This is a genomic window from Ancylobacter sonchi, from assembly GCF_018390695.1.
Lineage (GTDB): Bacteria > Pseudomonadota > Alphaproteobacteria > Rhizobiales > Xanthobacteraceae > Ancylobacter > Ancylobacter sonchi.
Genome location: NZ_JAHBGF010000036.1, coordinates 533,061 through 556,704 on the forward strand (window position 1 = coordinate 533,061; position 23,644 = coordinate 556,704).

Genomic DNA, 23,644 nt, shown 5'->3' on the forward strand with positions numbered 1-23,644 from the left:
TTAATCCTCTCCGCGCACCAGTGTGAAGAAGTCGACCTTGGTCGCCGCCGTCTCGGCCCGCACCGTGCGCGCCTCGGTCGCGAGCCGCGCCCGCACCGGAGCGAGCGCCGCCTCCACCGCGTCGCGCCGCCGCGCGTCCTGCCACAGCGCATCGATCAGCGCCCCGTGGCGGGCGGCGGCGACGTCGCGCCCGAGCCGGTAGCCGAAGCCCGTCGCCCCGCCTTCGACGCGGATGGCGGCGCGGCTGACGGTCGCCTCGCCGAGGTTGAACGGCGCCCCGTCGCCCCCCGTGCGCCCCCGCAACATCACCAGCCCAACCTCCGCCGGCCGCAGATCACCGGCCACCGGCAGCGGCGCCAGATGCGCGAGCATCGATTCCAGCTCGTCGCGCCGGGCACGGGCCAGCGTCGCCAGCGCGGCCTGGCGCGCTGCTATCTCATTATGATGGCTTGAATTTTTTGAATCGTTCGGCATCGGTTCGATCCGGCCTCGCCTTCAGCATATGGTTTACAACCACGCCGACTTTGTATATTAATCTATACAAATGCGCAATAGCCGTTCGCGACGGAACACGCCCTTGATGACCGACACCGACGACACGCCGATGACGCCCCCCTCCGACGAGGCACCCTCCGATGTCGCGCGCGGCAGCGGCGTCGCCCTGTGGAAGCAGATCGCCGAACGCATCGAGGCGGATATTTCCGAGGGCCGGCTGAAGCCCGGCGCCCGCCTGCCTACCGAGGCGGAACTCGCCGAGCGCTTCGGCGTCAACCGCCACACCCTGCGCCGGGCGCTGGCAACGCTGACCGATCAAGGACTTGTCGAGGCGACCCCCGGTCGCGGCACCTTCGTGAAGGAGCCGCCGCTGCGCTATCCGATCAGCCCGCGTACCCGCTTCTCAGAGATCGTCTCCGGCGAGGGCCGCGCACCCGGCGGACGGGTGATCGCCTCGCAGGTCGAAGCGGCCACGCCCGACATCGCCACCGCGCTGCGGGTCGCCCCCGGCACGCAGGTGCTGCGGCTCGACATGCTGCGCGAGGCCGACAATGTGCCGCTAACCATCGGCACGCATTGGTATATTGCCGAGCGCTGCCGCGACCTCGACCTGATCGCCGCCGCCACCGGCTCGGTCACCCGCGCGCTGGAAGCCCTCGGCCTCGGCGATTACAGGCGGCTGGAGACCCGCATCACCGCCCGTCTCGCCGACGAGGAGGAGCGCACCTTGCTCGCCCTACCTCCCGGCCGCGCGGTGATGGTGGTGGAGAGCATCAATGGCGACCCGCAGCGCCGGCCGCTTCAGTTCACCCGTGCCCGTTTTTCCGCCGACCGTGTACAGCTGATCGTCAAGAACTGAGCCAAGAACTGAGCAAGGAGACGCCGATGGCCCGCATCACCAGCCCCGAGGAACTGCGCGCCATCTATGGCGAGGCGCGAGAACGCAGCCGGCGCAAGGTATTGCCGGCGCTCGATATTCACTGCCAGCACCTGATCGCCGTCTCGCCGCTGGTGATGGTGGGCAGCTACGGCGCCGATGGCCGCGCCGACGTCACCCCGCGCGGCGACGCGCCCGGCTTCGTGGTGGCGGAAGACGAGACGACGCTGCTGATCCCCGACCGCCCCGGCAATAACCGACTGGATACGCTGACGAATCTCCTCACCAACCCGGCAATCGGCCTGCTTTTCCTGGTACCGGGGGTCGACGAGACGCTCCGGGTGAACGGCCGCGCCACCATCCATGACGACGCCGATCTGCGTGCCCGCTTCGAGGTGGACGGGCGCCAGCCGGCCACCGTGCTGCGCGTTGCGGTCGAGGAGGCCTATCTGCACTGCGCCAAGGCCTTCATGCGCTCGCATGCCTGGGACCCGGCGCATTTCGTCCCCCGCGACAGCCTGCCGAGCATGGGCGAGATGCTGCGCGACCAGCTCCGCCTCGCCACCGCCGAGACCCAGGCGGAAATGCTCCAGCGCTACCGCGAGACGCTCTACTAGGTAGGTCGCCCTCGCCGCATCGGCGGAAAGCGACGAAAAATCAGGTGCCTGCGTCCCACAGCACCTGCGGGCCGATCTCGTCGAGCCGACTGCATCCGGTCATCACCATGGCAATCTCCAGCTCGCAGCGCAGGAGATGCAGCACATGGGCGACGCCGGCCGGCCCGGCCACCGCCAGCCCGTAGAGCACCGGCCGGCCGACCATCACCGCGCTCGCCCCCAGCGCCAGCGCCTTCAGCACGTCGGTGCCGCGCCGGATGCCGCCATCCATCAGCACCGGCACCCGGCCGCCGACCGCCTTCGCCACCCGCGGCAGCGCCTCGATGCTGGCCGGCAGCGTGTCGAGCACCCGGCCGCCATGATTGGAGACGACGAGGCCATCGGCGCCGGCGCCGATCGCCCGCTCGGCATCCTCCTCGCAGAGTATCCCCTTGAGGATGATCGGCAATTTCGTGACCGCGCGCAGCCGTTCGATGTCGGCCCAGCGCGCCGCCACATCCATGAAGCCGCCGAACATCAGGCTCTCGCCGAGCTCGGCATGGGCGAAATAGCTGGTGTGCAGGCCGGCGAGGTTGGCGTGCTGCGAAAGCTTGGGCGGCTTGTAGCCGGCCCGCTGCTCGGTGTTGCGCATGCCGAACACCGGCGCGTCCACCGTCACCACCAGCGCGCCATAGCCCGCCGCCTCGGCGCGGCGCACCAACTCCAGCGTGTAGCCGCGTTCGTGCTGGATGTAGAGCTGGAACCATAGCGGGGTACGCGCCGCCGCCGCGATCTCCTCCAGCGTCACGTCCGCCTCGGTGCTCACCACCATGCCGGCCTTGGCGCCGCCGGCCCCAACCAGCGTCGCCAGTTCGCCGGCCGGATCGGCGAGCCGGTGATGCGCGGTCGGCGCGACGAGGATCGGATGCGCGAAATCCTGCCCGAACAGCCGCAGCCCGGTGCCGCCGCCGGCGATCTCCGGTAAGGCACGGCTCTTCAGTCGCAGGCGCGCGAAGGCCTCGCGGTTCCAGCGCAGCGTCGCCTCGTCGGCGGCGCCGCCGGAATAATAGCCCCAGGCCTCCCGCCCCAGCCGCTCTCGGGCGACCGGCTCGTAGTCCTCCACCGCCACCACGCCCTCGGGAATCTCGAACCTTGCCATATCCGCTCCGCTGCCACTCCCGCCCGCCTTAATGCAGGCCATCTATTAACCCAAGAGGAGCATAGTCGGAGCCTGCGTATGGCAGGCGCCTGAGTCGCCAGCTAGTCTCGCAGGCGATAAGCGGGGGATCCATGGAAGAAGGCCGCCACCAGCGGGACGATGCGTCCGGTCTGTCGCTGCGCGAGGCGATCCGCGCCGCGCGGGTGGAGGCTGCCGAACAGGCCGGCGTCATCGTCGAGCTGCGCGACGCCAGCCTCGCCCGCCTGTCCATGCTCAACGAGATTCTCGACCCGGTCTTCGCCGAGGTACCGCTGGAACATGCCGACCTGTTCGATCGCGGGCTGATGCCGGGCGAGACCCCGCGCCTGTTCGTCGACATGGTCGCGCATGTGACTCTGGGACGCGACCGGCGCACCTTCCGCTTCCTGCAGGACACCCGCTCCGGCCGGCGGGTGCTCGCCGAAAGCACCAATCCGAACGACATCGCCGATGCGGTGACGCGCTATGTCGCCCGCCGGCTCATCGCCCGCGAGCAGGCGATCGCCACCAGTGCGCCGCCTGAACCCGAGGCGCCGCGCCCGCTGCCGCACCATCCCCCGGCGCCGGCCGCCGCCTCGACTGTCGAGCCGCGGCGGAGCGGGGCCGGCGCCTTCTTCATCGGCCTGCTCGCCGGCATCGCCGCGACCGTCGCCGGCTGGCTGCTGCTGCAGGGGCACTGACCGGCGCGAGACCTGCGCCGACCGTCTCACGGCGCGTAGCGGGTGAAGACGTAGTCGTGGTCCTTCACCAGTGCTTCATGGCAGGCGAAGCAGGTCTCGTGTTGGGCACGGTCGACCGGCTTGCCGTCGATGAAGCGCCCGAAGCCCCAACCGCCGGTGTCGGGGTATTTCTTCGAGTCCTTCACCATCACCTGCACCGTGGTGGCCATGCCCGGCACCGTCGCCGAGGCGAATTCCGGCGATGGCGTGCGCTTCCAGGCCAGCTTCACCAGCACCGTGCCGTCCGGGAACGGCAGGGTGCCGGCGCGATAGGCATCGACCGCCGTCTGGTTGCCGACCACCGCGCGCAGTTCGTTAAGCGGAGCATCCTCCAGCGCCGGGGCGATCAGCTCCCATTGCCGATAGCCCGGCGGGATGGTGACGCCGTAGATCGGCGAGGCGTTGTCCGGTGCGGCACTGCTAGGAGAGGCACTACCTGGCGCCTCGCCATCCGCCCGGCTTACCGCCGCCAGTGCGCAGGAAGTCAGGATCGCGCCGACGCCGGCGAGCAGATAAAGCCGCTTCATCTGTCGTCTCCCGCGGCTCACAGCCTGTCGACGTCGATCACCGCCTTGGCGAAGGCTTCCGGCGCCTCCTGCGGCAGGTTGTGGCCGATGCCGCCGGTGACCAGCCGGAACGCGTATTTGCCGGTGAACCGCTTCGCATAGGCCTCGGGAGCGGGATGCGGCGCGCCATTGGCGTCGCCCTCCATGGTGATGGTCGGCACGCCGATGCTCGGAAGGGCCGCGAGCCGCTTTTCGAGTGCCTCGTACTTCGCCTGCCCCGGCGCCAGACCCAGTCGCCAGCGATAATTGTCGATGCTGATGGCGACATGGTCGGGATTGTCGAAGGCGGCGGCGGACCGGTTGAAGGTGGCGTCGTCGAACGCCCATTTCGGCGAGGCCAGTTCCCAGATCAGCCGGGCGAAGTCGTTCGTGTACTTGCGATAGCCGAGCTCGCCGCGCTCGGTGGCGAAATAGTACTGGTACCACCATTGCAGTTCCGCCTTGGGCGGCAACGGTGCACGATTGGCCTCCTGGCTGCCGATCAGATAGCCGCTGACCGACACCATGCCCTTGCAGCGCTCCGGCCACAGGGCGGCGACGATGTTGACCGTCCGCGCGCCCCAGTCGAAGCCGCCGAGCAGCGCCGTCCTGATGTTCAGCGCGTCCATGAAGGCGATGACGTCGACCGCCAGCGCCGCCTGCTGGGCGTTGCGCGGCGCCTCCTCGGAGCGGAAGCGCGTCCCGCCATAGCCGCGCAGATAGGGGACGAGCACCCGATAGCCGGCGGCGGCGAGGATAGGCGCCACATCGACATAGGCATGGATGTCATAGGGCCAGCCGTGCAGCAGCAGCACCGGCGGTCCGTCCGCCGGGCCGGCTTCGGCATAGGCGACGTTGAGCTCGCCGGCGTCGACATGCTTGAGCGCGCCGAAGGAGGTGTGCGAGCCGCGCACGCCACCGGCGGAAGGGCTCGCCGGGGTGGGGGTCGCGGGCTCCGGGCTCGATTGCGCGGAGGCCACCGAGATGGAGACGAGGGGAGAGGCGGCAAGCCCCAGCGCGGCCATGCCGAGCATGGTGCGGCGCTGCTGGTTGATCGGGTCTGACATGGGATGTTCTCGCCTGCTGAGGGACGGCCACAGAAGACGGCCGTCCTGTATCTGCGCTGTGTGGGATCGGGCCGGATTTGAAAGCCCGTGTAGGATCCCGGCGAGGCGACACACTGCGATACAACACGCGGGCCGGATGCCGGAAATGCACGTCTCGCCGCCACGCCTTCCTCAATGCACGCCGCCGCATGCCAGCTCCCGCACACCCGCGTATCCGAATGTAACGGACCGGGTGCGGGACACCTCGGAAGACGCAGCGCGCCAATCCGCACACATGCCGGACATGCCCGCCTGCAATGTGCCGTCCGTCCGCTGCCACCGTGCGGCGCGAACCAACGGAGCGTACCCATGACGACGATCGACAAGGTGCTGTACACCGGCAAGACCCACACGACGGGCGGCCGCGACGGCCTCTCGCGCAGCACCGACGGCCGGCTCGACATCAAGCTGTCGCCGCCCGGCAGCACCGGTGGCGGCACCAACCCCGAGCAGCTCTTCGCTGCCGGCTGGTCGGCCTGCTTCATCGGCGCCATCGGCATCGCCGCCGGCAAGCGCAAGGTCGCCCTGCCGGCGGATCTCGCCGTCGATGCCGAGGTCGATCTTGGCACCACGGACGGCGCCTATTTCCTGCGTGCGCGCCTCAACGTGCAACTGCCGGGCCTCGATGCCGAACTCGCCCGCAGCCTGGTCGAGGAGGCGCACCAGACCTGCCCCTATTCGAAGGCGACGCGCGGCAACATCGACGTGACCCTGAATGTGAAGTAGCGCCGATCGCCAGGCCGTAAGGGGGGGCCGGGATCCGACGCGCGTCGGGTCCCGGCCCCTTCTTCTGTCGGACGCGCTTCAGCGGCCGGCCGGCGCGGCGAGGATGGCCAGCACCGGCGGCGCCTCGCGCGGGTTCATGTCCCAGGCGCAGGGAAAGGCGGCCAGCGCCAGCACGGTCGCGGCAATGACAAAGCTGCGCATCTGTTTCTCCCTTGGCTGCGGAACCCGTTTCATGCCGGCACCGGCATGAAGACAGCCTTTGTCTCGAGGAAGGCTTCCAGCCCTTCCGGACCGCCCTCGCGGCCGAGGCCGGACGATTTGTAGCCGCCGAAGGGCACCGAGGGCGCCAGCTCCATGCCGTTAATGCCGACCTGCCCGGTGCGGATCCGGCAGGCGACCTCATAGGCATGCTCGGCCTCGCGGCCATAGACGCTGCCGCTGAGGCCCAGCTCGCTGTCATTGGCGAGGCGGATCGCCTCCTCCTCGTCGGCATAGCCCTGCACGGTCACCACCGGGCCGAAGATCTCCTCGCGGACAATCGCCATCTGCGGCGTCACGTCGACGAAGACGGTCGGTTCGATGAAATAGCCCCGGTTGAAGCCGGCCGGCTGGCCACCGCCGAGCACGATGCGCCCGCCCTCGTCCCGGCCTTCGGCGATGTAGCCGAGGATGCGGTCCCGCTGGCGGGCGTTCAGCACCGGGCCGACCTGCGTCTGCCGGTCCCACGGATCGCCGAGCCGAAGCGAGCCGGCGATGCCGGCATAGGCCGCGACCACTTCGTCAAGACGCGACCGCGGCGCCAGGATGCGGGTCTGCGCGAAGCAGATCTGCCCGGCGAACGGCATGGTGAAGGGTGCGAGCGCCGGCAGCGCCGCCGCGAGATCGACATCCTCCAGCAGGATGGCGGCCGACTTGCCGCCCAGTTCCAGCGTCACCCGCGCCATGCGGTCGGCCGCGCTGAGACCGATCTGCCGGCCGGCGGCGACGCTGCCGGTGAAGCTGATCTTGTCGACCTCCGGCGAAGCGACGAGATAGGCGCTCTCCGGACGATCGGCGGTCACCACATTGAGGACACCCGGGGGCAACCCGGCCTCCATCGCGCATTCGGCGAGGATCAGCCCTTCGGCCGGGCTCTCCACCGGCGATTTGACGATGCAGGTGCAGCCGGCCGCCAGCGCGGCACCGAGCTTTTGCGCAGTGATCGGAAAGGTCGCGTTCCACGGCGCGATCAGCGCCGCCACGCCAACCGGCTCGCGCCGGACGCGGGCATGGCCGCGCGCGGTCGGGCGGCGATCCTCGAAGGCGTAGCTGGCCGCGAGTTCGGCATAGTAGCGATATCGGGCAAGGCCGGTGCGGATCAGCATTTCGGCAAAGCCGATGGGCATGCCGACCTGTGCGGTGGCAAGGCGCGCCAGCAGCTCGGAACGCAACGCCAGCCGGTCGGCGAGCCGCGCGATCAGCTGTGCCCGCTCGCCGCCGCTCATGGTCGGCCAGGGGCCGTGATCGAAGGCGTGGCGGGCGGCGGCGATGGCGCGATCCATGTCGGCGGTATCCGCCAGCGCGACATCGAAGATCGTCGCCTCGGTAGCGGGATGGATGACGGTGGCACGCCGCCCGCTATGGCCGGCAACCCAGGCGCCGTTGATGAAGAAGCACTCGAGCAGTTTGGGGGTCAGTTCGTCGACAATGTCGGGCATGGTCAGCCTCCTCTGGCATCCGGAGAGGCTGGCGGACCGGCGTATCGCCGATATGTGCGACAGGCGGCCGAATTGTTTGCGATTGTAACGAAAAGGCCGCCGAGACATCCCGGCGGCCGCATCCGAACTGGCCATGTGGCCTAGCCGAAGGTGAAGGCGTAGGCCTCGGCGCCGGGGTCGAGGAAGCGGATCTCGAAGCGACGCTCCCGCACCAGCCCGCTCTGGCGCACCAGCTGGTAAAGCCGCGTCTCCGACACCGTTCCCTCGCCGTCGGGCCCGACATCCGCGCCGTGATCCTCGCCGGGTGCCGCGCCGTCGACGCTCACCCGGAAACGCACCGGCCGCGACGCCTCGCCGGGGCCGAGCACGAGGTTCAGGTCCCGCGCGCTGAAGCGGTAGACGATCCCGCCATCGGGCGCGTTGAGCGCCGCGCGTTCGGCGCCCACGGTCCAGTTGCCGGCGAGGCCCCATTGGTTGAGGCGCGTCGAACCGGGCGTGTAGTCGCGCGGCCGGTCGGCGCCGACGCCTTCCGGCGACGCGAAGCCGGTGGCCTGTCCATAGCCGACATAGGTCTCGCGCGAGCCCATCCCGGCGAGATCGGGCGCCGCCTGAACGCCGGCCGCCCGCGGGGCGACCAGTCCGCCCTCGGCGCGCGGCTTGCCCGCCGCTTCGGCCAGCAGATCCTGGATCACCCGCTCGGAACGCGCATAGCCGCCCTCTCCGAACTGGTGGTAGCGGATCCGCCCCTCGGCATCGACGACGTACAGCGCCGGCCAGTAATTGTTGCCGAAGGCGCGCCAGATGTTGAAATCGCTGTCGACCGCCACCGGATAGGTGATGCCGAAGTCGCGCACCGCCTCCTTCACATTGTCGAGTTTCTTCTCGAAGGCGAATTCCGGCGAGTGCACGCCGATCACCACCAGCCCCTGGTCCTTGTACTTGTCGGCCCAGGCACGGATGTAGGGCAGCGTGCGGATACAGTTGATGCAGGAATAGGTCCAGAAATCGACCAGCACGACCTTGCCGCGCAACGCCTCGGCGCTCAAAGGCGCGCTGTTGAGCCAGCTCACCGCCCCACCCAGCGACGGCAGGGTGCCTTCGACCGGCAGGCTGCTGCGATAGGGCTCCACGCGTGCATCCGCGACGATGGTGGCCCCGACGCTGGCGAGCCGGGACGGCCCGCCGGCAGGCCCGCGACCGAACCGATCGAGCAGCGACTGCTCGATGCCGGCCGTGCTCGCATAGGACAGCCGCGCCAGCAGGCTGGTGTCGAGCCCGAGCGCGATCACCGCGACGCCGGCAAGGACGGCGACGCCGAGCCCCCGCCGGATGCGCTCGCCGACGCCGAGCGCGCGCTTCATCAGCCCCAGCACGCGCCCGCCCGCCAGCACGGCGAGGCCGAGCGAGGTGGCGGCGCCGGCGGCATAGGCGGCGAGCAGCAGCGTCGTCTCGACGCTCGCGCCCTTGAGCGCCGCACCGGTGAGGATCACCCCGAGGATCGGCCCGGCGCAGGGCGCCCACAGAAGCCCGGTCGCCATGCCGAGCAGCAGCGAGCCGCCGATGCCGGCACCGCCGTCCTCGACGCCGCGCGACAACCGGTCGCCGAGCGCGACGGCCGGCGCCGACACGCGCGCCGCCAGCGACGGCGACAACAGCGTGAGACCGAACAGCGCGAGCAGAACCAGCGCAGCGGCACGGCCGACATCGTTGGCGTGGACGGCCCAGCTGCCGCCGACAGCGGCGAGCGTCGCCACCGCCGCGAAGGTCACCGCCATGCCGGCGAGCATCGGCAGCACGCCGCGCAGGAAGGACGTCCCCGCCCGTGCAAATACGAAAGGCAGGATGGGCAGGATGCAGGGGCTGACGATGGTCAGCACGCCCGCCAGATAGGAAACGACGAGAAGGGTCATGGCCGATCCTTTCGGACGAACCGGCACCGGGACGGCGCCGGCCGCGTGGAATGGCGGCTCATGTCGCCGGCGCGCGTGTCGCCGATGTTTTCGGTCCGGCCGGAATTGTAACGGCGTGTAGCAACGCCGCTCCCTGCCCCGGCCCGAAGGGCGGCAGATGGCGGCGCCAGCTCCCGCAGCCGCCACGGCCCGCTACACGCGGGTACAATTCCAGGAAATCGCCCGCCGGCGGAACATGCTAGGCAGAGGCGTCATCATCGGAGCCCGGGGCGGATGGATCATATCGACCACATCTTGATCGTCGACGACGACCGCGAGATCCGCGACCTGGTGTCCAGCTATCTGAAGAAGAACGGCCTGCGCGTGACCGTCGCGGCGGATGGCCGGCAGATGCGCCATTTCCTCGAAGCCGACCGCGTCGACCTCGTCGTGCTCGACGTCATGATGCCCGGCGATGACGGGCTGGTGCTGTGCCGCGAACTGCGCGCCGGCCGGCACAAGGCCACGCCGATCCTGATGCTCACCGCCCGCACCGACGAGACCGACCGCATCGTCGGGCTGGAAATGGGCGCCGACGACTATCTCGCCAAGCCCTTCGCGGCGCGCGAGCTGCTCGCCCGTATCAACGCGGTGCTCCGCCGCACCCGCATGCTGCCGCCGAACTTGCAGGTCACCGAGCTCGGCCAGTTGCTGACCTTCGGCGAGTGGCAGCTCGACACCGTCGCCCGCCATCTGCTCGACAGGGAGGGCACTGTGGTGGCGTTAAGCGGCGCCGAATACCGGCTGCTGCGGGTGTTTCTCGACCATCCGCAGCGTGTACTGTCACGCGACCAGCTGCTGAACCTCACTCAAGGTCGCGAGGCCGAGCTGTTCGAGCGATCCATCGACCTCTTGGTCAGTCGTCTGCGCCAGCGCCTGCGCGACGACGCGCGCGAGCCCGCCTACATCAAGACCGTGCGCAGCGAGGGCTATGTGCTCGCCATGCCGGTCGAGATCACCACGGCAAGGCAATGAACGGCCCGGCAACGAGCGGCCTCGCCCGCCTGCGCGCCGTCTTCCACGTGCCGCGCACCCTGCGCTGGCGGCTGTTCCTCATCCTGTTCGCCGGCCTCGCCGCCGCGCACGCGCTGTCCTTCATCGTGCTGTTCGCCGAGCGCAGCATGAGCGCCAAGGCGGCGATGCTGACGACGCTGGAATACGACGTCGCCACCTCCATCGCCCTGCTCGACCGGCTGCCGGCGGCGGAGCGGCCGCAATGGCTGCCGATGCTTGCCCGCCGCAACTATCGCTACGAGCTGGGATCCGGCCAGCCGGGCCTACCGGAGCTCAGCGCCCGCGCCACCGAGATCGCCGAGACCATCAATGCCGCGGCGGGCAGCCGCTTTCCCGTCCGGGTCGAGACCATTCCCGGCCAGCGCGAGCATCTGCAGGCGCATGTCACGCTGAGCGACGGCTCGCAGGTGACCATCGACATCCTGCCGCAGCTGATGCCGCTGGCGAGCTGGCTCCCCTATGTGCTGGCCGCCCAGCTGGTGCTGCTGCTGTTGTTCACCTGGCTGGCGGTGCGCCTCGCGATCCGGCCGCTGCTGCGCTTCGCCGGCGCCGCCGAGGCGCTGGAGCCCGGCAGGACCACCGGCCGGCTGGACGAGAGCGGACCGGCGGAGGTCGCCTATGCCGCCGGCGCCTTCAACGCCATGCGCGACCGGATCGCTCATTATCTACAGGAACGCGTGCAGATCCTCGCCGCCATCTCGCACGATCTCCAGACCCCTATCACCCGCATGAAGCTGCGGGCGGAAATGGCCGAGGACGGACCGGAGAAGGACAAGCTGACCGCCGACCTCTCCGAGATCGAGCGGCTGGTGCGCGAGGGGGTGGCCTATGCGCGCAGCGCCCATGGCGACGTCGAAAAGCCCGCCCGCATCGATATCGGCTCCTTCGTCGCCAGCCTCGCCTTCGACTATCAGGACACCGGCAAGCCGGTTTCCTACGCCGGCAACCTCGATGCGGTGGTGACCACGCGGCCGCACGCATTGCGACGCATCCTCACCAACCTCGTCGACAACGCGCTGAAATTCGCCGGCGCGGCCGAGATCGAGATCGACCGCACGGCGGAAGGCGTCGTCATCATCGCCGTGCTGGACGACGGGCCGGGCATCCCGCCCGATCAGCTCAACACGGTGCTGCAACCCTTCTACCGGCTGGAGCAGTCCCGCAACCGCGATACCGGCGGCACCGGCCTCGGCCTCGCCATCGCCCAGCAGCTGGCCCTGGCGATCGGCGGCACGCTGACGCTTGCCAACCGCCCGCAGGGCGGATTGCGGGCCGAGGTCCGGCTCGGCTGATCCTCGCCGCGCACGCCGCCGTCGACGGCCAGCCGAGCACCCGGCCCGGATGGCCGTCGGGGGCCGCCTCACGGCAGCAGCAGCAGCTTGCCGGTGGTGGCGCGGCTCTCCATGTCGCGATGCGCCCGGGCGGCGTCGGCGAGCGGATAGGTGGCGCCGACTGTCACCTTCAGCGCCCCGGAGGCGATCCATTCGAACAATTGTCCGGCGCGGGCCCGCAGCAGCTCGGGCGTGTGGATGTGGTCGAAGAAGGTCGCGTAGCCGATCTTGATGCTCTTCGGCAGGCTCATGATGTCGAGCGGCCCCGGCCCGCCCAGCACCGGACCGTACCAGCAGAAGGTGCCGGATCGCCGCAGCGAATCGAGCGAGCCCTGGAACGTCGCTGGACCCGAGCCGTCATAGACGACATGCACCCCCTCCCCGCCGGACAGCCGCACCGCCTCGGCGGCGAAGTCTCCCCCGGTCGCGACGATCACATGGTCGGCGCCGGCATTGCGGGCGGCCGCGACCTTGTCCGGCGAGGAAACGCGGCCGATGACATGGCCGCCGCGCAGCCTGACGATCTGGGTGAGCAGCAGCCCGAGCCCGCCGGCCGCCGCATGCACCAGCGCGATGTCGCCCGGCTGCACCGGGTAGAAATCGGTCGCGAAGTGGCTGGCGGTCAGCCCCTGCATCATCACGGCGGCGGCGGTGCGGTCGTCGATGGCGTCCGGTACGGCGACGAGGGCATCGGCCGGCACCGCGATGCGCTCGGCATAGCTCCCCGGCGCATAGACCCAGGCGACCCGGTCACCGGGCCGGAAGCGGGCGCCACCCTCGCCGACGGCCAGCACCCGGCCCGCTCCCTCGACACCGAGCACCTTGGGATTGGGCTCGGGCGCCCAGGCGAGCCCCCGGCGCACGCCGGTATCCATGAAATTCACGCCGGCAGCCGCGACCTCCACCAGCACCTGCCCCGCGGCCGGCACGGGGTCAGGCCGTTCCATCACCTCCAGCACCTCCGGCCCGCCCGTGCGGGTCATCACCACCGTCTTCATGCCGCTCTCCTTTATTGACTGATCATTCCATAATCCGGCAAAAAAATGCGCGGCCTCACCGCAGGGCGCGCAGCGCCAGCCGGCCGAGCGCCGCCAGATGGGCGTCGTCGGCGCCACCGCGCGCCGCGAGGCGGATGGCGGCGACATTGCCGAGCAGGAAGCCGGTGGCCTCCTGCGGGTCGAGGTCCGGCCGCACATCGCCGGCCGCCTGCGCCTCGCCCACCCGCCGGACAATGGCGGCCTGAAGCGCGGCATGGGCAGCATCGTGAATGGCGGACAATTCCGCGCTGCGCCGGCCGAACTCGCAGATCGAGCCGATACCGAGACAGGGACGCCGGGCCTCGGCGACCACCCGCTGCATCATCTCGCCAAGGCCGTCGATGGCGCGGGACGCGCCGCGCAGGGCGGCAAGATGCGCCCGCGTCTCCGCCTCGGCATAGCGCGCGACGGCCGCGCAATAGAGCCGCCACTTGTCGCCGAAAGTGTCGTAGAGGCTCTGCCGGCCAATCTTCATCGCCCCGGTCAGCATGCCCGCCGACGTGCCCTCGAAGCCGTGCTCGCGGAACACGCCGATCGCGGCATCCAGTGCCAGGTCCTTGTCGAATTCCTTGGGTCTCGCCATGGCCCAGCGATAGCTATTATGGAACGATCGGTCAATAAATTGCCGACCCGTTCCCGACACTGTGATCCGCGCGAGCGCAAGCGAATGGACGGATCGAGGCCGGCGCACAGGCGCAGAACGCATGTAAACGAGGTCGACGCCGTCGTCGGGTTTCTGCCCGGAAGCGTTTGCTAACGCATTTCGGCGAGTATTTGGATCTGCCAGCCGCGACCTGGGACAGCGCCTCTCAAACCCACTCTTTGGCCCCGGTCGCGCTTTCGATCGGCTGGCAGCGGCTGCTCTTGCCGCCGCAGGGGCCACGCCTGGCACGACGCGCCATTTCGTCAAGGCAGCCCATCTCGCCGACGTTGCTGCGCTTCATCAGTTCGTCGACAGTCAGCACGGCGCGATGCCCGCACGTCAGGCACTCCATCCCCATCTTCCAGCCGCAGGAACGGAGGCTCGGAATGTTGGACGGATTGCAGACGTCTTGCACCACGGCTACGCCGCCCTCCCGCCGCGCGCGACCATGAAGCCCGAGAACGGTTCATCCGAGGCCGGTTCGGCGGGCAGTAGAGCAGCCGCGCGCGGCACCCTAGCTGGCGGAGGTGTGTCTCGCGACGGTGGCAGCAGTCCTGCGACAGCGCCTTGATCGGCTCGCCAAGCCCGATTTCCCGGCCGAAGCGCGCGGCAAGCCGTGCAAGCCTATATTCGCCAAACCTTTCGCCGCGCGAGCACTGCACGCGGACGACGACATAGGGGGAAATCCAAGAGGCGTGGTTCCATGCCCACTATGAGAGCGAAACAGGAACACGGGAGTCAGGGGCGCTCTGGAACGCACACCGAGAATCGCCCATGAAGTGCCCCATGGAACCTTACGCATTCGTTCAGAACCGCGTGGCCAAGCCCTTGGGCCGGCATGGTGAAGCCAAAATCCCCGCTTCCTCTGCGGCGGCGACGAACGCCGTGCGAAAGGCTTCGACCGGCACATCCCTCACGCGGCTCCATCGAGGTGCCGCACAGCTTCATGCCACGAACTTCCGGAACCGCTGAAATGGCCGATCTTTCGCTCGATTACATGGTCCGCCTTGTCGGAGAAGGCGACACCTTCGAGACTTGGTACAATATCCATTACGATTCAACCTATGTCACCAACCTCAACGACGAGACGCAGACCTTTGCGATTGGCGACCCGATCTACATCTCGACGCAGGGCAGCGAACCCTCCCTTATCGGGTACTATGCCGGGTACAGCGACGACGGCATCATCATCCAGTACACCTCCGGGTTTTACTGGTATGCCACGCATGTGGACGTTCCCTCGGAATCCGAACTCACGATGACGAGGGCCAACTACACGACCTGCTTCCTCGCAGGCACACTGATCGCCACGCCGGATGGCGAGCGCCCGGTGGAAGAGCTTGCCATTGGCGACCTCCTGCTGACCGCTTCCGGCGAGACACGCCCGGTGCGCTGGTTGGGCCGGCAAACCGTTGTGTCCCGCTTCGCCGATCCGCTGGCGAACTACCCCATCCGCATCACGGCCGGTGTGCTGGGCGACGATCTCCCCCTGCGCGATCTCTTTGTTTCGCCGAAACACGCGCTGATGCTGGGCGGCATCCTCGTCCAGGCCGGCGCGCTGGTGAACGGCGTCACCATCCTGCGCCACAAGCCGGAGGAAATCCGCTTCACCTACTACCACATCGAACTCGAGGACCACGCGCTGGTGCTGGCCGAGGGCGTTCCGGCCGAAACGTTCGTGAACAACGTCACGCGCCGGCGGTTCGACAACTACGCGGAATTCGAGGCGCTGTACGGCGAGCCCAGCGATACGATAGCCGAAATGGACCTGCCGCGCGTCAAGTCGGCTCGCCAGCTGCCGGCGACCATCCGCGCTCGGATCGCCGCTCAAATGCCGTCGAAGATCGTCGCCGCCTGATCTGCTGCGATAAAGCCCGCCGGTCATTCGGCTGGCGGGCTCAAGCCAGAATGCCGGCCTCCTCTGCTGCCGCAATGAATGCGGCTCGGAACGTCTCGACGAACGTGGCTCCGATAAGCGCGTCCAGCGCCGCCTGACGAGCCGCCCGGCGAATCTCCGTATCGTCGACGTCAGGCCATTTCGTCAGCAGGAACTGGGCCGCGCCCTCGACGTCGGTCAGCGTGCGCATGACCGCATCGCTTTCCCAGATGCTGACGGGCTGCATGTTCTTGCGCATGGCGGATCAATCGCGCCGAGCGAAAAGGGTTCCGTCAGACGCCATCGGCCGACAGAGTGTGCAGGGAGCCCGCCGGCCACCCATCGGGCTGTCTCGAGCTCTCCGCCTAGCCGCAGGCGGCGAGGATTGCGCGGGCGAAGCGGCGAAGCTCGGCCGGCGAGCATGTCCAGCGCAGCACGACCTCTTCTGGCGTGTTGACGAAGCTCACAGGCGCTTCTGAAGGGCTGGCGGAGAGATCGGCTTGCTGCTGAGAAGCGGCCTCGGTTCGGGCGGCTTCCATTTCACGAGCGAAATCAGCGCGGGCCTGAATGCGGGCGAACCCTTGGACGAATTCAATCATCGCCGGGTGGCGAGGCCATTCGCTATCAGGAGGGGTGGCGCGTTTTATGCCGCGTGGATTCGCCGTACCGTCCCGGGAATCATTGGAAATTAAGGAAAGCAGCTCGCATCGGGGCGCGACATGCAGGCCTTCCTTTCGAAGGCAGCGCGCCACTTAAATCATTGATGCTTCTTGAGAAAAATTGGTAGCGGAGGAGGGACTCGAACCCCCGACCCCAGGATTATGATTCCCGTGCTCTAACCAGCTGAGCTACTCCGCCATCGGGAGCGGCCGTGTCGGGCCGCCTCGCGAGGTGCGCGGATATAAGGAAGCTCGCCGAAGGGTGTCAAGCGCCGCTGTGCATACTTCACACAGCCGAAGCGCGTTGCGGCCTACCAAAACGCGGCCGGTGGGCGTTTCTCGACGATCTCGGCGATGCGCCGCCGCGTCGCCGGCGTGGTCGCGGCGGGCAGATCCTGCGGCGGGAAGAAGCCGGTTTCGGCGATTTCGCGGTTGGGATGTACCGGCGGGCCGATGTCGAAGCCGCGCGAGACGAACACCGCGACGTGATCGCGCGAGCCGAGATGGGCGTTGAGGAACAGCCCGTGCAGCAGCGGCGGCTCTGTGAGACGGATCGCCGCTTCCTCCATCAGTTCGCGGCGCGCCGCCTCCTCCGCCGTCTCGCCGGGATCGACGCCGCCGCCGGGCAGATGCCAGCCGGCGACATAAGTGTGACGCACCAGAAGGATATGCCCCTGCGGATCGATGACGGCGGCGCGCACGCCCAGCGTCACCCCGCGCGTCAGCCGGCCCCACAGATGCAGCAGGCGCGGCAGGCGGAACGGCGGCAGCCCGGTTCGACTTGGCGTGGACGCGATGTCCGGTCCCTCGGCCCGGCTTCCCATCCGCATGTCGGCGCTGCTATGGAGGGCCCCGTGTTCGTGCTCGCTCATCTCACCGACCCCCATCTCGGTCCGCTGCCGCGGGCGCGGCTCCTCGAGCTCGCCGGCAAGCGGGCGCTCGGCGTCATCAACTGGCGCCGCGGACGGCGTCGGCGATTCTCGGAAGACACCATCGATCTCCTCCTCGCCGACATCAAGGCGACGGCGCCGGACCATATCGCGGTGACCGGCGATCTGGTGAATGTCGGCCTGCCGGCGGAATATCGCACCGGCCTCGACTTCCTGCAGGAACTGGGGCCCGGCCACTATGTGACGGTCGTGCCCGGCAATCACGACGCCTATGTGCGCTCCACCGCCCATCACGCGCTGCTCAACTGGGGCAACTACATGCGCGGCGACGGCGCCGAGGGCGGCGACGCGGAGGGCGTGGTCGCCGAATTCCCCTTCCCTTTCGTGCGCCGGCGCGGCGACGTCGCGCTGATCGGCGTCTCGACGGCGGTACCGACCCAGCCCTTCATGGCGACCGGCAAGGTCGGACGCGGGCAGATCGAGCGGTTGGCCGGGGTGCTGAAGGAACTCGGCGAGCAGAAACTGTTCCGGGTGGTGCTGATCCATCACCCGCCCTGCGGCCACCGCTCGGCGCATAAGCGGCTCCTCGATGCCGAGGCGGTGCGGGCCTGCCTCGCAGCGCATGGCGCCGAACTGGTGATCTGCGGCCACGACCACCGGCCGATGGTGGAAATGCTGGCCGGCCCCTCCGGCGGGCTGGTGCCGGTCGTCGAGGCACCGTCCTTCGCCGCCGGACCGGAGGACAGCCATTGGCCGGGCGGCTACCACCTCTACCGGATCGAACGCCTGCCCGGCGCCGAATTCCCCTGGCGCTGCACGCTGGAGGCACGCGGCTTCGCCCGCGGCGACACAACGGTCGCCACCCGCACCACGCGGGTGCTGATGGCGGCAAAAAGCGCCTAGCCTTTCCGGTTGCCAGTCCTCCCGCCCGTCAGCCCTTCCGCGTGCCCCCGCCGGCATCCCTGCTGTCGTCCCGCTTGCGTGCCGCCTTCTGCTCCTCATTGGGCCGCGCGCGATTGGTGAAGCGCGCATTGCCGAGGCCGGTGCCGATGGTCAGCACGCCCCAGCGCGCGACGTCCTGCATGAAGGGGATTTCGCTCAAGCCCTGCACGACGGCGTCATTGTGCATCGTTACCGTCGTCTCGTGCCCGCCGATGGAAGGAATCGCCTCCCATAGCCTTGTCGGCAGGTTGAACCCCGCGCTTTCCCAATTGCCCGGCAGGTTCTGGGCGCCGGTCTCGATCGAGCCGTCGGCGGCGATCGAGCCGGGGCAGCCGACGCCGATGAAGGGCGCGAGCCGCAATCCCTCCTTGTCGGCCTTGCGGATGAGCCCTTCCAGCATCCCGGCCAGCCGGGCGACGGCGGCGTCGCGCCCGAGCTTCTCCTCCGCATGCTGCCACAGCTCGAGGTCGCGGACCCGCGCCTTGGACAGGTCGTCAGCCTTGTCGAGATTGAGCCTCACGATGCCGCAGCGGATGTTGGTGCCGCCGATGTCGATGGCGAGGATGTTGTCGTAGCTGGCGAACATCCAGCTCGGCGCCAGATGGGCGCCGCCGATCAGCCCTGCCTCGTCGGGGTCGTTGTGGATGGGGCGCAGCTCGATATCGATCTTGTCCGCCCGCGCCAGCAATTCGGTCCGGGCGATAGCGATCTCGGCGAAACGACCCGTCTTCAGCCCGCCGCCGATGACGATACGCTGGGTATCGCGCCAGCTCTCGCTGCGCAGCAGGCGGCGGATGACAACCAGCAGCTCGCGCGCATAGTCCTCGATGGCACTGTGCACCAGCGCCTGCTCCTGCGGCCTCCCCTCCGCCAGCGCCTCGTCAATGCGCGATTTCGACATGTCGTCGGGGGACACCTCGTCGAGCAGTGGCAGTTTGCGCTCCGCCAGCTGGCGCCAGCGTTCGAATATCTCGAAGAAGGCGGCGCGGCGGGCGCGATCCCCCACGAAGCCGTCGCCATCGCGCAGCTGGGCGTTGAACCCGTCCACGGTGACGGCGGCAAGGGTGGAGGCCCCATGGACCGTGACGTCGGGCGGCGTCGGGTTCGACTTTTTCGCGGTCTTTCCGGGCATTCGCTCCCCCTGTGCCGAGACACCGGCCTGCGGTCGCGCGCAGCGCGGGCGATGGCCGGTACGGTGCAACGGTCCGGACCGCGATGAAGTTCCGGCGGCGCGAATCTGCTGCCTCCGACGCGGATGAAAAGGCGCGCCGCGGCACGACACGGAACGCCGCCGCATGTCGTCTTGGCGGGCGCACACGACGTTACGGAAATTGACGGCCAGCTGATTTTCGCCATTAACTACGCGCGTATTGTCTATTCACGCCGATTTCATCGAAGTTTGGCAGTATCTGCGGATTGATCGAGATTGCGATACGATGCGCGTTTCAGTTGTGATCCCTGCCTATAACGAAGCCGGCAATATCGGCCGTCTCGTTACCGAAACCTTCAACGTCCTGCCCGAGGACATTCTCGGCGAGGTGGTCGTCGTCGACGATTGCAGCGACGACGGCACGCGTGCCGAGATTCGCGGGCTCATGGCGCAATATCCGCGCCTGCGCTACCTCCGGCACGCCCACCGGGCCGGCCAGAGCGCCGGCCTGCGCACCGGCATATTCGCCGCGGGCTTCCCCGTCGTCGCCACCATGGATGGCGACGGCCAGAACGTTCCTGCCGATATCCCAGCCCTGCTCGCCCGCCTCGCCCCGCCGGGCGGCCCAGGCCCCGCTCTGGTCGGCGGCCTGCGGGCCCGGCGGCTCGCCACCGGCTCGCGCCGCTTCGCGTCGCGCTTCGCCAACGGGCTGCGTGCGCGCCTGCTCAAGGACGATTGCCCCGACACCGGTTGCGGCATCAAGGTCTATTGGCGCGAAGCCTTCCTGCGCCTGCCCTATTTCTCCAGCATGCACCGCTACCTGCCCGCGCTGTTCCTCAGCTACGGGCATGAGGTCGCCTATGAGCCGGTCGGGGATCGGCCGCGCCTGGCCGGAAGCTCGAAATACACCAATTTCGGGCGCGCCCTCGTGGGCATCTACGACCTGTTCGGCGTGGTCTGGCTCCGCCGTCGCACCATCGTGCCGCCCATCGCCGAGGACAGCGGCGCCGCCATCCCGCTGCGACCGGCGGCGCCGGCTCACTCGGCCGGCAGGATCGACGCCGACACCGTCAGCCTCTGAGCCGCCAGCCTCTGAGTTGCGACGCGCCGGAACGGACCGGCGAGGCGCGCCAGTCCGTTCCGCATCAGGGCGGCGGCCGCGTCGAGATCGCGCCTCGTCTTGCTCTGCGCCGCGAGGCCGAGGCGGGTCAGCTCGGTATCGAGGCGCGCATCGGCGAACAGCTCGGCGTGGCTGACATAGAAGATCTGCCGCAGCGCGACCGCGATCGTCAGCACCAGCGCGATGGCGACGGTGATGTCGGAGAGGAAATGCCCTCCGAAGGCCACGCGGTTCAACGACACCAGCGCGACGACGACGCCGAGCATCGCCGCGACGCGCCAGCGCCAGGGGCGCGGCACGAACAGCGCCAGCGGCAACAGGCAGGCGATGGTCGCCGCCTCGCCGGAGGCGAAGGAGCGGTGGGTAAAGCTCTCGCCCAGCGACCAGGCGTCGAGGAAGGGGACCGAGCCGCCGAACTCCTCCACCTTCACCGGCCGCGGACGCCCCCAGAAGGTCTTGAGCACCCCGTTCACCAGCAGCACAGGGCCGAGCAGATAGAGGCTGGCGAAATAGAGCGCGAAGCGGGGCGGCAGCAGGCAGGGGCGCAGCGGGTGCAGCAGCTTCAGCACCAGCGCGGCGAACACCACCACCGCCACCGTGACGGGAATGTTGCTGCCGGCCATGCGGACGTCCTGTAACAGGCCGCTATGCGCCAGCGGGAAGCCGATGCCGGGCACATAGAACTGCCGGCTGATCGCCAAATCGATGCCTGGAAACAGGATGAACGCCGATGACAGCAGCAAGGTGGCGAGAAGGCAGGCGATCACCCGGTTCTCCGCGCAGAATACCTTGAATCGCATCACCATCCGGTCCCCCTTGCTGCGATGCGGGGGACTCAACAAGGCGTAGGTGTAGCGTCGATGAAGCCTCGGTGACGCGTTGGCGAAAGCTGGGGATAGTTGGCATTATGACACAGGCTCAGGCCGCCGTGTCGGCGCCCCGCTTCGCCTCGGCCGCCACCACGACAGGCGTGCGCCCCAGTCGCTCGCGGATCACGAAATAGAGGTTGCGGGCATAGATGAGCAGCCCCGCCGCCTGTCCGAAGATGAAGACCGGATCCTCGCGATAGATCGCATAAGCAAGCAGCGTCACGCCGCCGGCGATGGAGAACACCCAGAAGGTCAGCGGCACGACGCTGCGCCGCGCCCGCTCGCTGGCGATCCACTGCACCACGAAGCGGCCGGTGAACAGCACCTGGCCGATGAAGCCGATGATCAGCCACGGCGTGATGGTCAACGACATCATGCTCACGATCCTTTCGCGCCGGTCGCCGGAGCGCCCAGGATTTGCAGCGTCATCGCGCGGCCATTGCCGAGATTGAAGCCGGAAACGGTGTCGAGTAGCGCGACCTGCGCGCCAAGTTCGGCCTGACGGGCCTCGAAGGCGGCGCGCTGGCGGTCGGTGACCGCCACCACCCGGCACCCCGGCCCGGCGAGGAAATCGGCCGCGTCAGCGCCAGTTCCATGCCGCGTCTCCGTGCCCAGCACGAACAGCGTGCTGGCTTCGTCGAAGCCGGACACCAGGATCTGCGGATTGGCGCAGGAGACATGAGAGGCGATCGAGCGGGCGATCTGCGGCGAGACCCACAGCGCCTCGACGCGCGGCGCCGCTACCCCGAAGCCGAGGCCGTAGAGCACCACCGCCTGGGCGATCAGCGGGACATAGGTGGCCTCCAACGTCGAGCGCAGCGCCCTGAAGGCCGCCCATAGGCCGAGGACGGTCGCGAGCGCCGCGAGGACCACGGCCTCGACCGGCAGTCGCCCCGCCAGCAGGTGCAGCCCGACGACGAGGCCGATGCCGGCGAACACGCCTCCCGTCGCGGCGGCCAGCGCCAGCACGCGCGCCCAGCCGGCCGGAGGGGTCAGCCGGCCGGAAGCGAGCGCCGCGCCGGCGAGCAGCGCGATCGCCGGATAGGCCGGCAGCGTGTAGTGCGGCAGCTTGGTGGCGAACAGTTCGAAGGCGATCCAGAACGGTATGATCCAGCACAGGGCGAAGCGCACCGCCGGCAGCGAGCGGTTCGCCCACACCCAGGGCGTGGCGATCGCCGCCAGCGCCGCGCCGGGCCAGAAGATGACGAAGAAGGCGAGCAGATGCGCGCCGGGCGGCGCACCGTGCGATTCCTGCCCGGTCGACACCTTGCCGAGCAGGTCGTTGCCGATCGCCTCGTGGAAGAAGGCCATGCCGGTGTTCATGAAGATGGCGATCAGCCAGGGCAGCACGATCAGCAGCATGAAGGGCACGCCGATCAACGGCCGCAGCGGCTTCAGCCAGGCCGCCCGGCGCTCCCAGGCGAGCAGGCCGAGCACGGTGAAGCCGGCCAGCATCGGCACGATCGGACCCTTGATCAGGATGCCTCCGCCCATCGCGCCCCAGAACAGCAGCGTCCAGCCGAGCGGCACCGGCTCTCCCGCCCGGGCGGTGTAGAAGCGGGCCAGCACCATCTGCCCGGTCACCGCGAAGGCAAGCAGCGTCGCGTCGGTCTTGGCGAGCCGCGCCTCGGCCCCGAGGATCAGCGAGGCCGCGAGCAGCGCCGCGCCGATGAAGGCCGCGCGCGGATTGAACAGCCGCAGCCCGACCGCATGCGTCACCAGCACCGCGATCAGCGCGGCGAACAGCGAGGGCAGCCGATAGGCCCAGATCGGCGCCTCCGGCGCCAGCCCGGTGAGTTTCACCGCCGCCGTCTGCAGCCAGTAGATGCCGATCGGCTTCTTGAAACGGTATTCGTCGCCGAGCCGAGGTGCGACATAGTCGCCGCTCGCCACCATCTGCCGCGAGGCCTGCGCGAAGCGCGCCTCGTCGCGATCGATCACCGGCAGGGTGAAGAAGCCCGGCAGCACGCAGGCGAAGAACAGCAGCACCAGGGCGAGCCGGGCATGGCGTTCGGCCAGTCCCGCCAGGGAGAAGGCTCCGAGACTTCCGTTCGGCACCGTGCCGGCTGCGTCGCTCATTATCGGCTCGATCCTCTGCTGGTCTGGCGTCGCCGGCCATCTCGCCAGCCACGCCGCCGCCTTCCTAGCTACTACCACGTGACGTTCGTGTGATCGATTTAAGGCGAAGCGGCCCGGCCCCCTTCG

Annotated in this window: 26 protein-coding genes and 1 tRNA gene; 9 read left to right on the forward strand and 18 right to left on the reverse strand. The window is 68.9% G+C overall.

Annotation, left to right across the window (positions count from 1 at the left end; translation table 11 throughout):
- The gene (phnG, locus tag KHC28_RS23280; protein WP_214010731.1) at window positions 1-474 is read right to left on the reverse strand and encodes a phosphonate C-P lyase system protein PhnG; all 474 of its coding nucleotides are present in this window, start codon (window positions 472-474) and stop codon (window positions 1-3) included.
- A gap of 106 nt (window positions 475-580) precedes the next feature.
- On the opposite strand from phnG, the gene phnF reads away from it, so the two are divergent.
- Together phnF and KHC28_RS23290 are read left to right on the forward strand one after the other, a co-directional pair.
- Window positions 581-1,354, forward strand: a complete 774-nt coding sequence (phnF, locus tag KHC28_RS23285) for a phosphonate metabolism transcriptional regulator PhnF (RefSeq protein WP_214010732.1) — start codon at window positions 581-583, stop codon at window positions 1,352-1,354.
- Window positions 1,355-1,380: 26 nt separating this feature from the next.
- Window positions 1,381-1,989, forward strand: a complete 609-nt coding sequence (locus KHC28_RS23290; protein WP_214010733.1) for a pyridoxamine 5'-phosphate oxidase family protein — start codon at window positions 1,381-1,383, stop codon at window positions 1,987-1,989.
- 40 nt (window positions 1,990-2,029) lie between these two features.
- Here KHC28_RS23290 and KHC28_RS23295 read toward each other — a convergent pair whose 3' ends face one another.
- Window positions 2,030-3,127: an alpha-hydroxy acid oxidase gene (locus KHC28_RS23295; protein ID WP_214010734.1), complete on the reverse strand. Its 1,098-nt coding sequence runs from the start codon at window positions 3,125-3,127 to the stop codon at window positions 2,030-2,032.
- A gap of 131 nt (window positions 3,128-3,258) precedes the next feature.
- On the opposite strand from KHC28_RS23295, the gene KHC28_RS23300 reads away from it, so the two are divergent.
- Complete coding sequence (locus KHC28_RS23300) at window positions 3,259-3,846, forward strand: hypothetical protein (protein ID WP_214010735.1); 588 nt, start codon at window positions 3,259-3,261, stop codon at window positions 3,844-3,846.
- 26 nt (window positions 3,847-3,872) lie between these two features.
- Here the strand turns inward: KHC28_RS23300 and KHC28_RS23305 are convergent, their stop codons facing one another.
- Both KHC28_RS23305 and KHC28_RS23310 read right to left on the reverse strand, forming a co-directional pair.
- Window positions 3,873-4,412, reverse strand: coding sequence for a cytochrome P460 family protein (locus tag KHC28_RS23305; protein ID WP_214010736.1), 540 nt, complete (start codon window positions 4,410-4,412; stop codon window positions 3,873-3,875).
- 17 nt (window positions 4,413-4,429) lie between these two features.
- Entirely contained in the window at window positions 4,430-5,497 is a 1,068-nt protein-coding gene (locus tag KHC28_RS23310) for an alpha/beta fold hydrolase (protein ID WP_214010737.1), read from the reverse strand.
- Window positions 5,498-5,845: 348 nt separating this feature from the next.
- On the opposite strand from KHC28_RS23310, the gene KHC28_RS23315 reads away from it, so the two are divergent.
- Window positions 5,846-6,262: an organic hydroperoxide resistance protein gene (locus tag KHC28_RS23315; protein WP_214010738.1), complete on the forward strand. Its 417-nt coding sequence runs from the start codon at window positions 5,846-5,848 to the stop codon at window positions 6,260-6,262.
- A gap of 78 nt (window positions 6,263-6,340) precedes the next feature.
- Here the strand turns inward: KHC28_RS23315 and KHC28_RS27790 are convergent, their stop codons facing one another.
- The 3 genes from KHC28_RS27790 to KHC28_RS23325 form a co-directional block, all read right to left on the reverse strand.
- Window positions 6,341-6,463 carry a hypothetical protein gene (locus KHC28_RS27790; protein ID WP_281419148.1) on the reverse strand — a complete coding sequence of 41 codons (123 nt, stop codon included), beginning with the start codon at window positions 6,461-6,463 and terminating at the stop codon, window positions 6,341-6,343.
- Between the two features lie 29 nt (window positions 6,464-6,492).
- Window positions 6,493-7,959, reverse strand: coding sequence for an aldehyde dehydrogenase (locus KHC28_RS23320; protein ID WP_214010739.1), 1,467 nt, complete (start codon window positions 7,957-7,959; stop codon window positions 6,493-6,495).
- 140 nt (window positions 7,960-8,099) lie between these two features.
- The gene (locus tag KHC28_RS23325) at window positions 8,100-9,869 is read right to left on the reverse strand and encodes a cytochrome c biogenesis protein DipZ (protein ID WP_214010740.1); all 1,770 of its coding nucleotides are present in this window, start codon (window positions 9,867-9,869) and stop codon (window positions 8,100-8,102) included.
- Between the two features lie 273 nt (window positions 9,870-10,142).
- Here KHC28_RS23325 and KHC28_RS23330 point away from each other — a divergent pair, with 273 nt between their 5' ends.
- Both KHC28_RS23330 and KHC28_RS23335 read left to right on the forward strand, forming a co-directional pair.
- Window positions 10,143-10,883: a response regulator gene (locus tag KHC28_RS23330; RefSeq protein WP_214010741.1), complete on the forward strand. Its 741-nt coding sequence runs from the start codon at window positions 10,143-10,145 to the stop codon at window positions 10,881-10,883.
- Window positions 10,880-12,214 (forward strand): ATP-binding protein, encoded by a 1,335-nt coding sequence (locus KHC28_RS23335; protein WP_214010742.1) that lies wholly within the window; start codon window positions 10,880-10,882, stop codon window positions 12,212-12,214. Before KHC28_RS23330 ends, KHC28_RS23335 begins: the two co-directional genes overlap by 4 nt.
- A gap of 68 nt (window positions 12,215-12,282) precedes the next feature.
- Here KHC28_RS23335 and KHC28_RS23340 read toward each other — a convergent pair whose 3' ends face one another.
- From KHC28_RS23340 to KHC28_RS23350, 3 genes are all read right to left on the reverse strand, one after another.
- Entirely contained in the window at window positions 12,283-13,251 is a 969-nt protein-coding gene (locus KHC28_RS23340) for a quinone oxidoreductase family protein (RefSeq protein ID WP_214010743.1), read from the reverse strand.
- A 55-nt stretch (window positions 13,252-13,306) separates the two neighbouring features.
- Entirely contained in the window at window positions 13,307-13,873 is a 567-nt protein-coding gene (locus KHC28_RS23345) for a TetR/AcrR family transcriptional regulator (RefSeq protein WP_214010744.1), read from the reverse strand.
- A 226-nt stretch (window positions 13,874-14,099) separates the two neighbouring features.
- Window positions 14,100-14,351, reverse strand: coding sequence for a hypothetical protein (locus tag KHC28_RS23350; RefSeq protein WP_214010745.1), 252 nt, complete (start codon window positions 14,349-14,351; stop codon window positions 14,100-14,102).
- Between the two features lie 555 nt (window positions 14,352-14,906).
- Between KHC28_RS23350 and KHC28_RS23360 the strand changes: the two genes are divergently transcribed.
- A complete protein-coding gene (locus KHC28_RS23360) occupies window positions 14,907-15,791 on the forward strand; it encodes a Hint domain-containing protein (RefSeq protein WP_214010747.1) in 885 nt (294 codons plus the stop codon).
- A gap of 40 nt (window positions 15,792-15,831) precedes the next feature.
- Here KHC28_RS23360 and KHC28_RS23365 read toward each other — a convergent pair whose 3' ends face one another.
- From KHC28_RS23365 to KHC28_RS23380, 4 genes are all read right to left on the reverse strand, one after another.
- Window positions 15,832-16,068 carry a DUF982 domain-containing protein gene (locus tag KHC28_RS23365; RefSeq protein WP_214010748.1) on the reverse strand — a complete coding sequence of 79 codons (237 nt, stop codon included), beginning with the start codon at window positions 16,066-16,068 and terminating at the stop codon, window positions 15,832-15,834.
- Between the two features lie 106 nt (window positions 16,069-16,174).
- Window positions 16,175-16,408, reverse strand: coding sequence for a hypothetical protein (locus tag KHC28_RS23370; RefSeq protein WP_214010749.1), 234 nt, complete (start codon window positions 16,406-16,408; stop codon window positions 16,175-16,177).
- 182 nt (window positions 16,409-16,590) lie between these two features.
- Window positions 16,591-16,667: transfer RNA gene (locus tag KHC28_RS23375), tRNA-Met, on the reverse strand.
- 112 nt (window positions 16,668-16,779) lie between these two features.
- Window positions 16,780-17,292 (reverse strand): NUDIX domain-containing protein, encoded by a 513-nt coding sequence (locus tag KHC28_RS23380; RefSeq protein WP_214010750.1) that lies wholly within the window; start codon window positions 17,290-17,292, stop codon window positions 16,780-16,782.
- Between the two features lie 30 nt (window positions 17,293-17,322).
- Between KHC28_RS23380 and KHC28_RS23385 the strand changes: the two genes are divergently transcribed.
- On the forward strand, window positions 17,323-18,261 hold the full coding sequence (locus tag KHC28_RS23385; protein ID WP_214010751.1) for a metallophosphoesterase family protein: 939 nt from the start codon (window positions 17,323-17,325) through the stop codon (window positions 18,259-18,261).
- A 28-nt stretch (window positions 18,262-18,289) separates the two neighbouring features.
- On the opposite strand, the gene KHC28_RS23390 is transcribed toward KHC28_RS23385, so the two are convergent.
- Window positions 18,290-19,432 (reverse strand): ROK family protein, encoded by a 1,143-nt coding sequence (locus KHC28_RS23390; protein WP_214010752.1) that lies wholly within the window; start codon window positions 19,430-19,432, stop codon window positions 18,290-18,292.
- Window positions 19,433-19,736: 304 nt separating this feature from the next.
- On the opposite strand from KHC28_RS23390, the gene KHC28_RS23395 reads away from it, so the two are divergent.
- Window positions 19,737-20,531 carry a glycosyltransferase family 2 protein gene (locus tag KHC28_RS23395; protein ID WP_214010753.1) on the forward strand — a complete coding sequence of 265 codons (795 nt, stop codon included), beginning with the start codon at window positions 19,737-19,739 and terminating at the stop codon, window positions 20,529-20,531.
- Here KHC28_RS23395 and KHC28_RS23400 read toward each other — a convergent pair.
- The 3 genes from KHC28_RS23400 to KHC28_RS23410 form a co-directional block, all read right to left on the reverse strand.
- Window positions 20,489-21,370, reverse strand: coding sequence for a phosphatase PAP2 family protein (locus tag KHC28_RS23400; RefSeq protein WP_214010754.1), 882 nt, complete (start codon window positions 21,368-21,370; stop codon window positions 20,489-20,491). The two genes, KHC28_RS23395 and KHC28_RS23400, sit on opposite strands and share 43 nt — an antisense overlap.
- Before the next feature lie 118 nt (window positions 21,371-21,488).
- Window positions 21,489-21,815, reverse strand: a complete 327-nt coding sequence (locus tag KHC28_RS23405) for a lipid-A-disaccharide synthase N-terminal domain-containing protein (protein ID WP_214010755.1) — start codon at window positions 21,813-21,815, stop codon at window positions 21,489-21,491.
- Between the two features lie 2 nt (window positions 21,816-21,817).
- Window positions 21,818-23,518: an ArnT family glycosyltransferase gene (locus KHC28_RS23410; protein WP_214010756.1), complete on the reverse strand. Its 1,701-nt coding sequence runs from the start codon at window positions 23,516-23,518 to the stop codon at window positions 21,818-21,820.
- Window positions 23,519-23,644 lie beyond the last annotated feature (126 nt).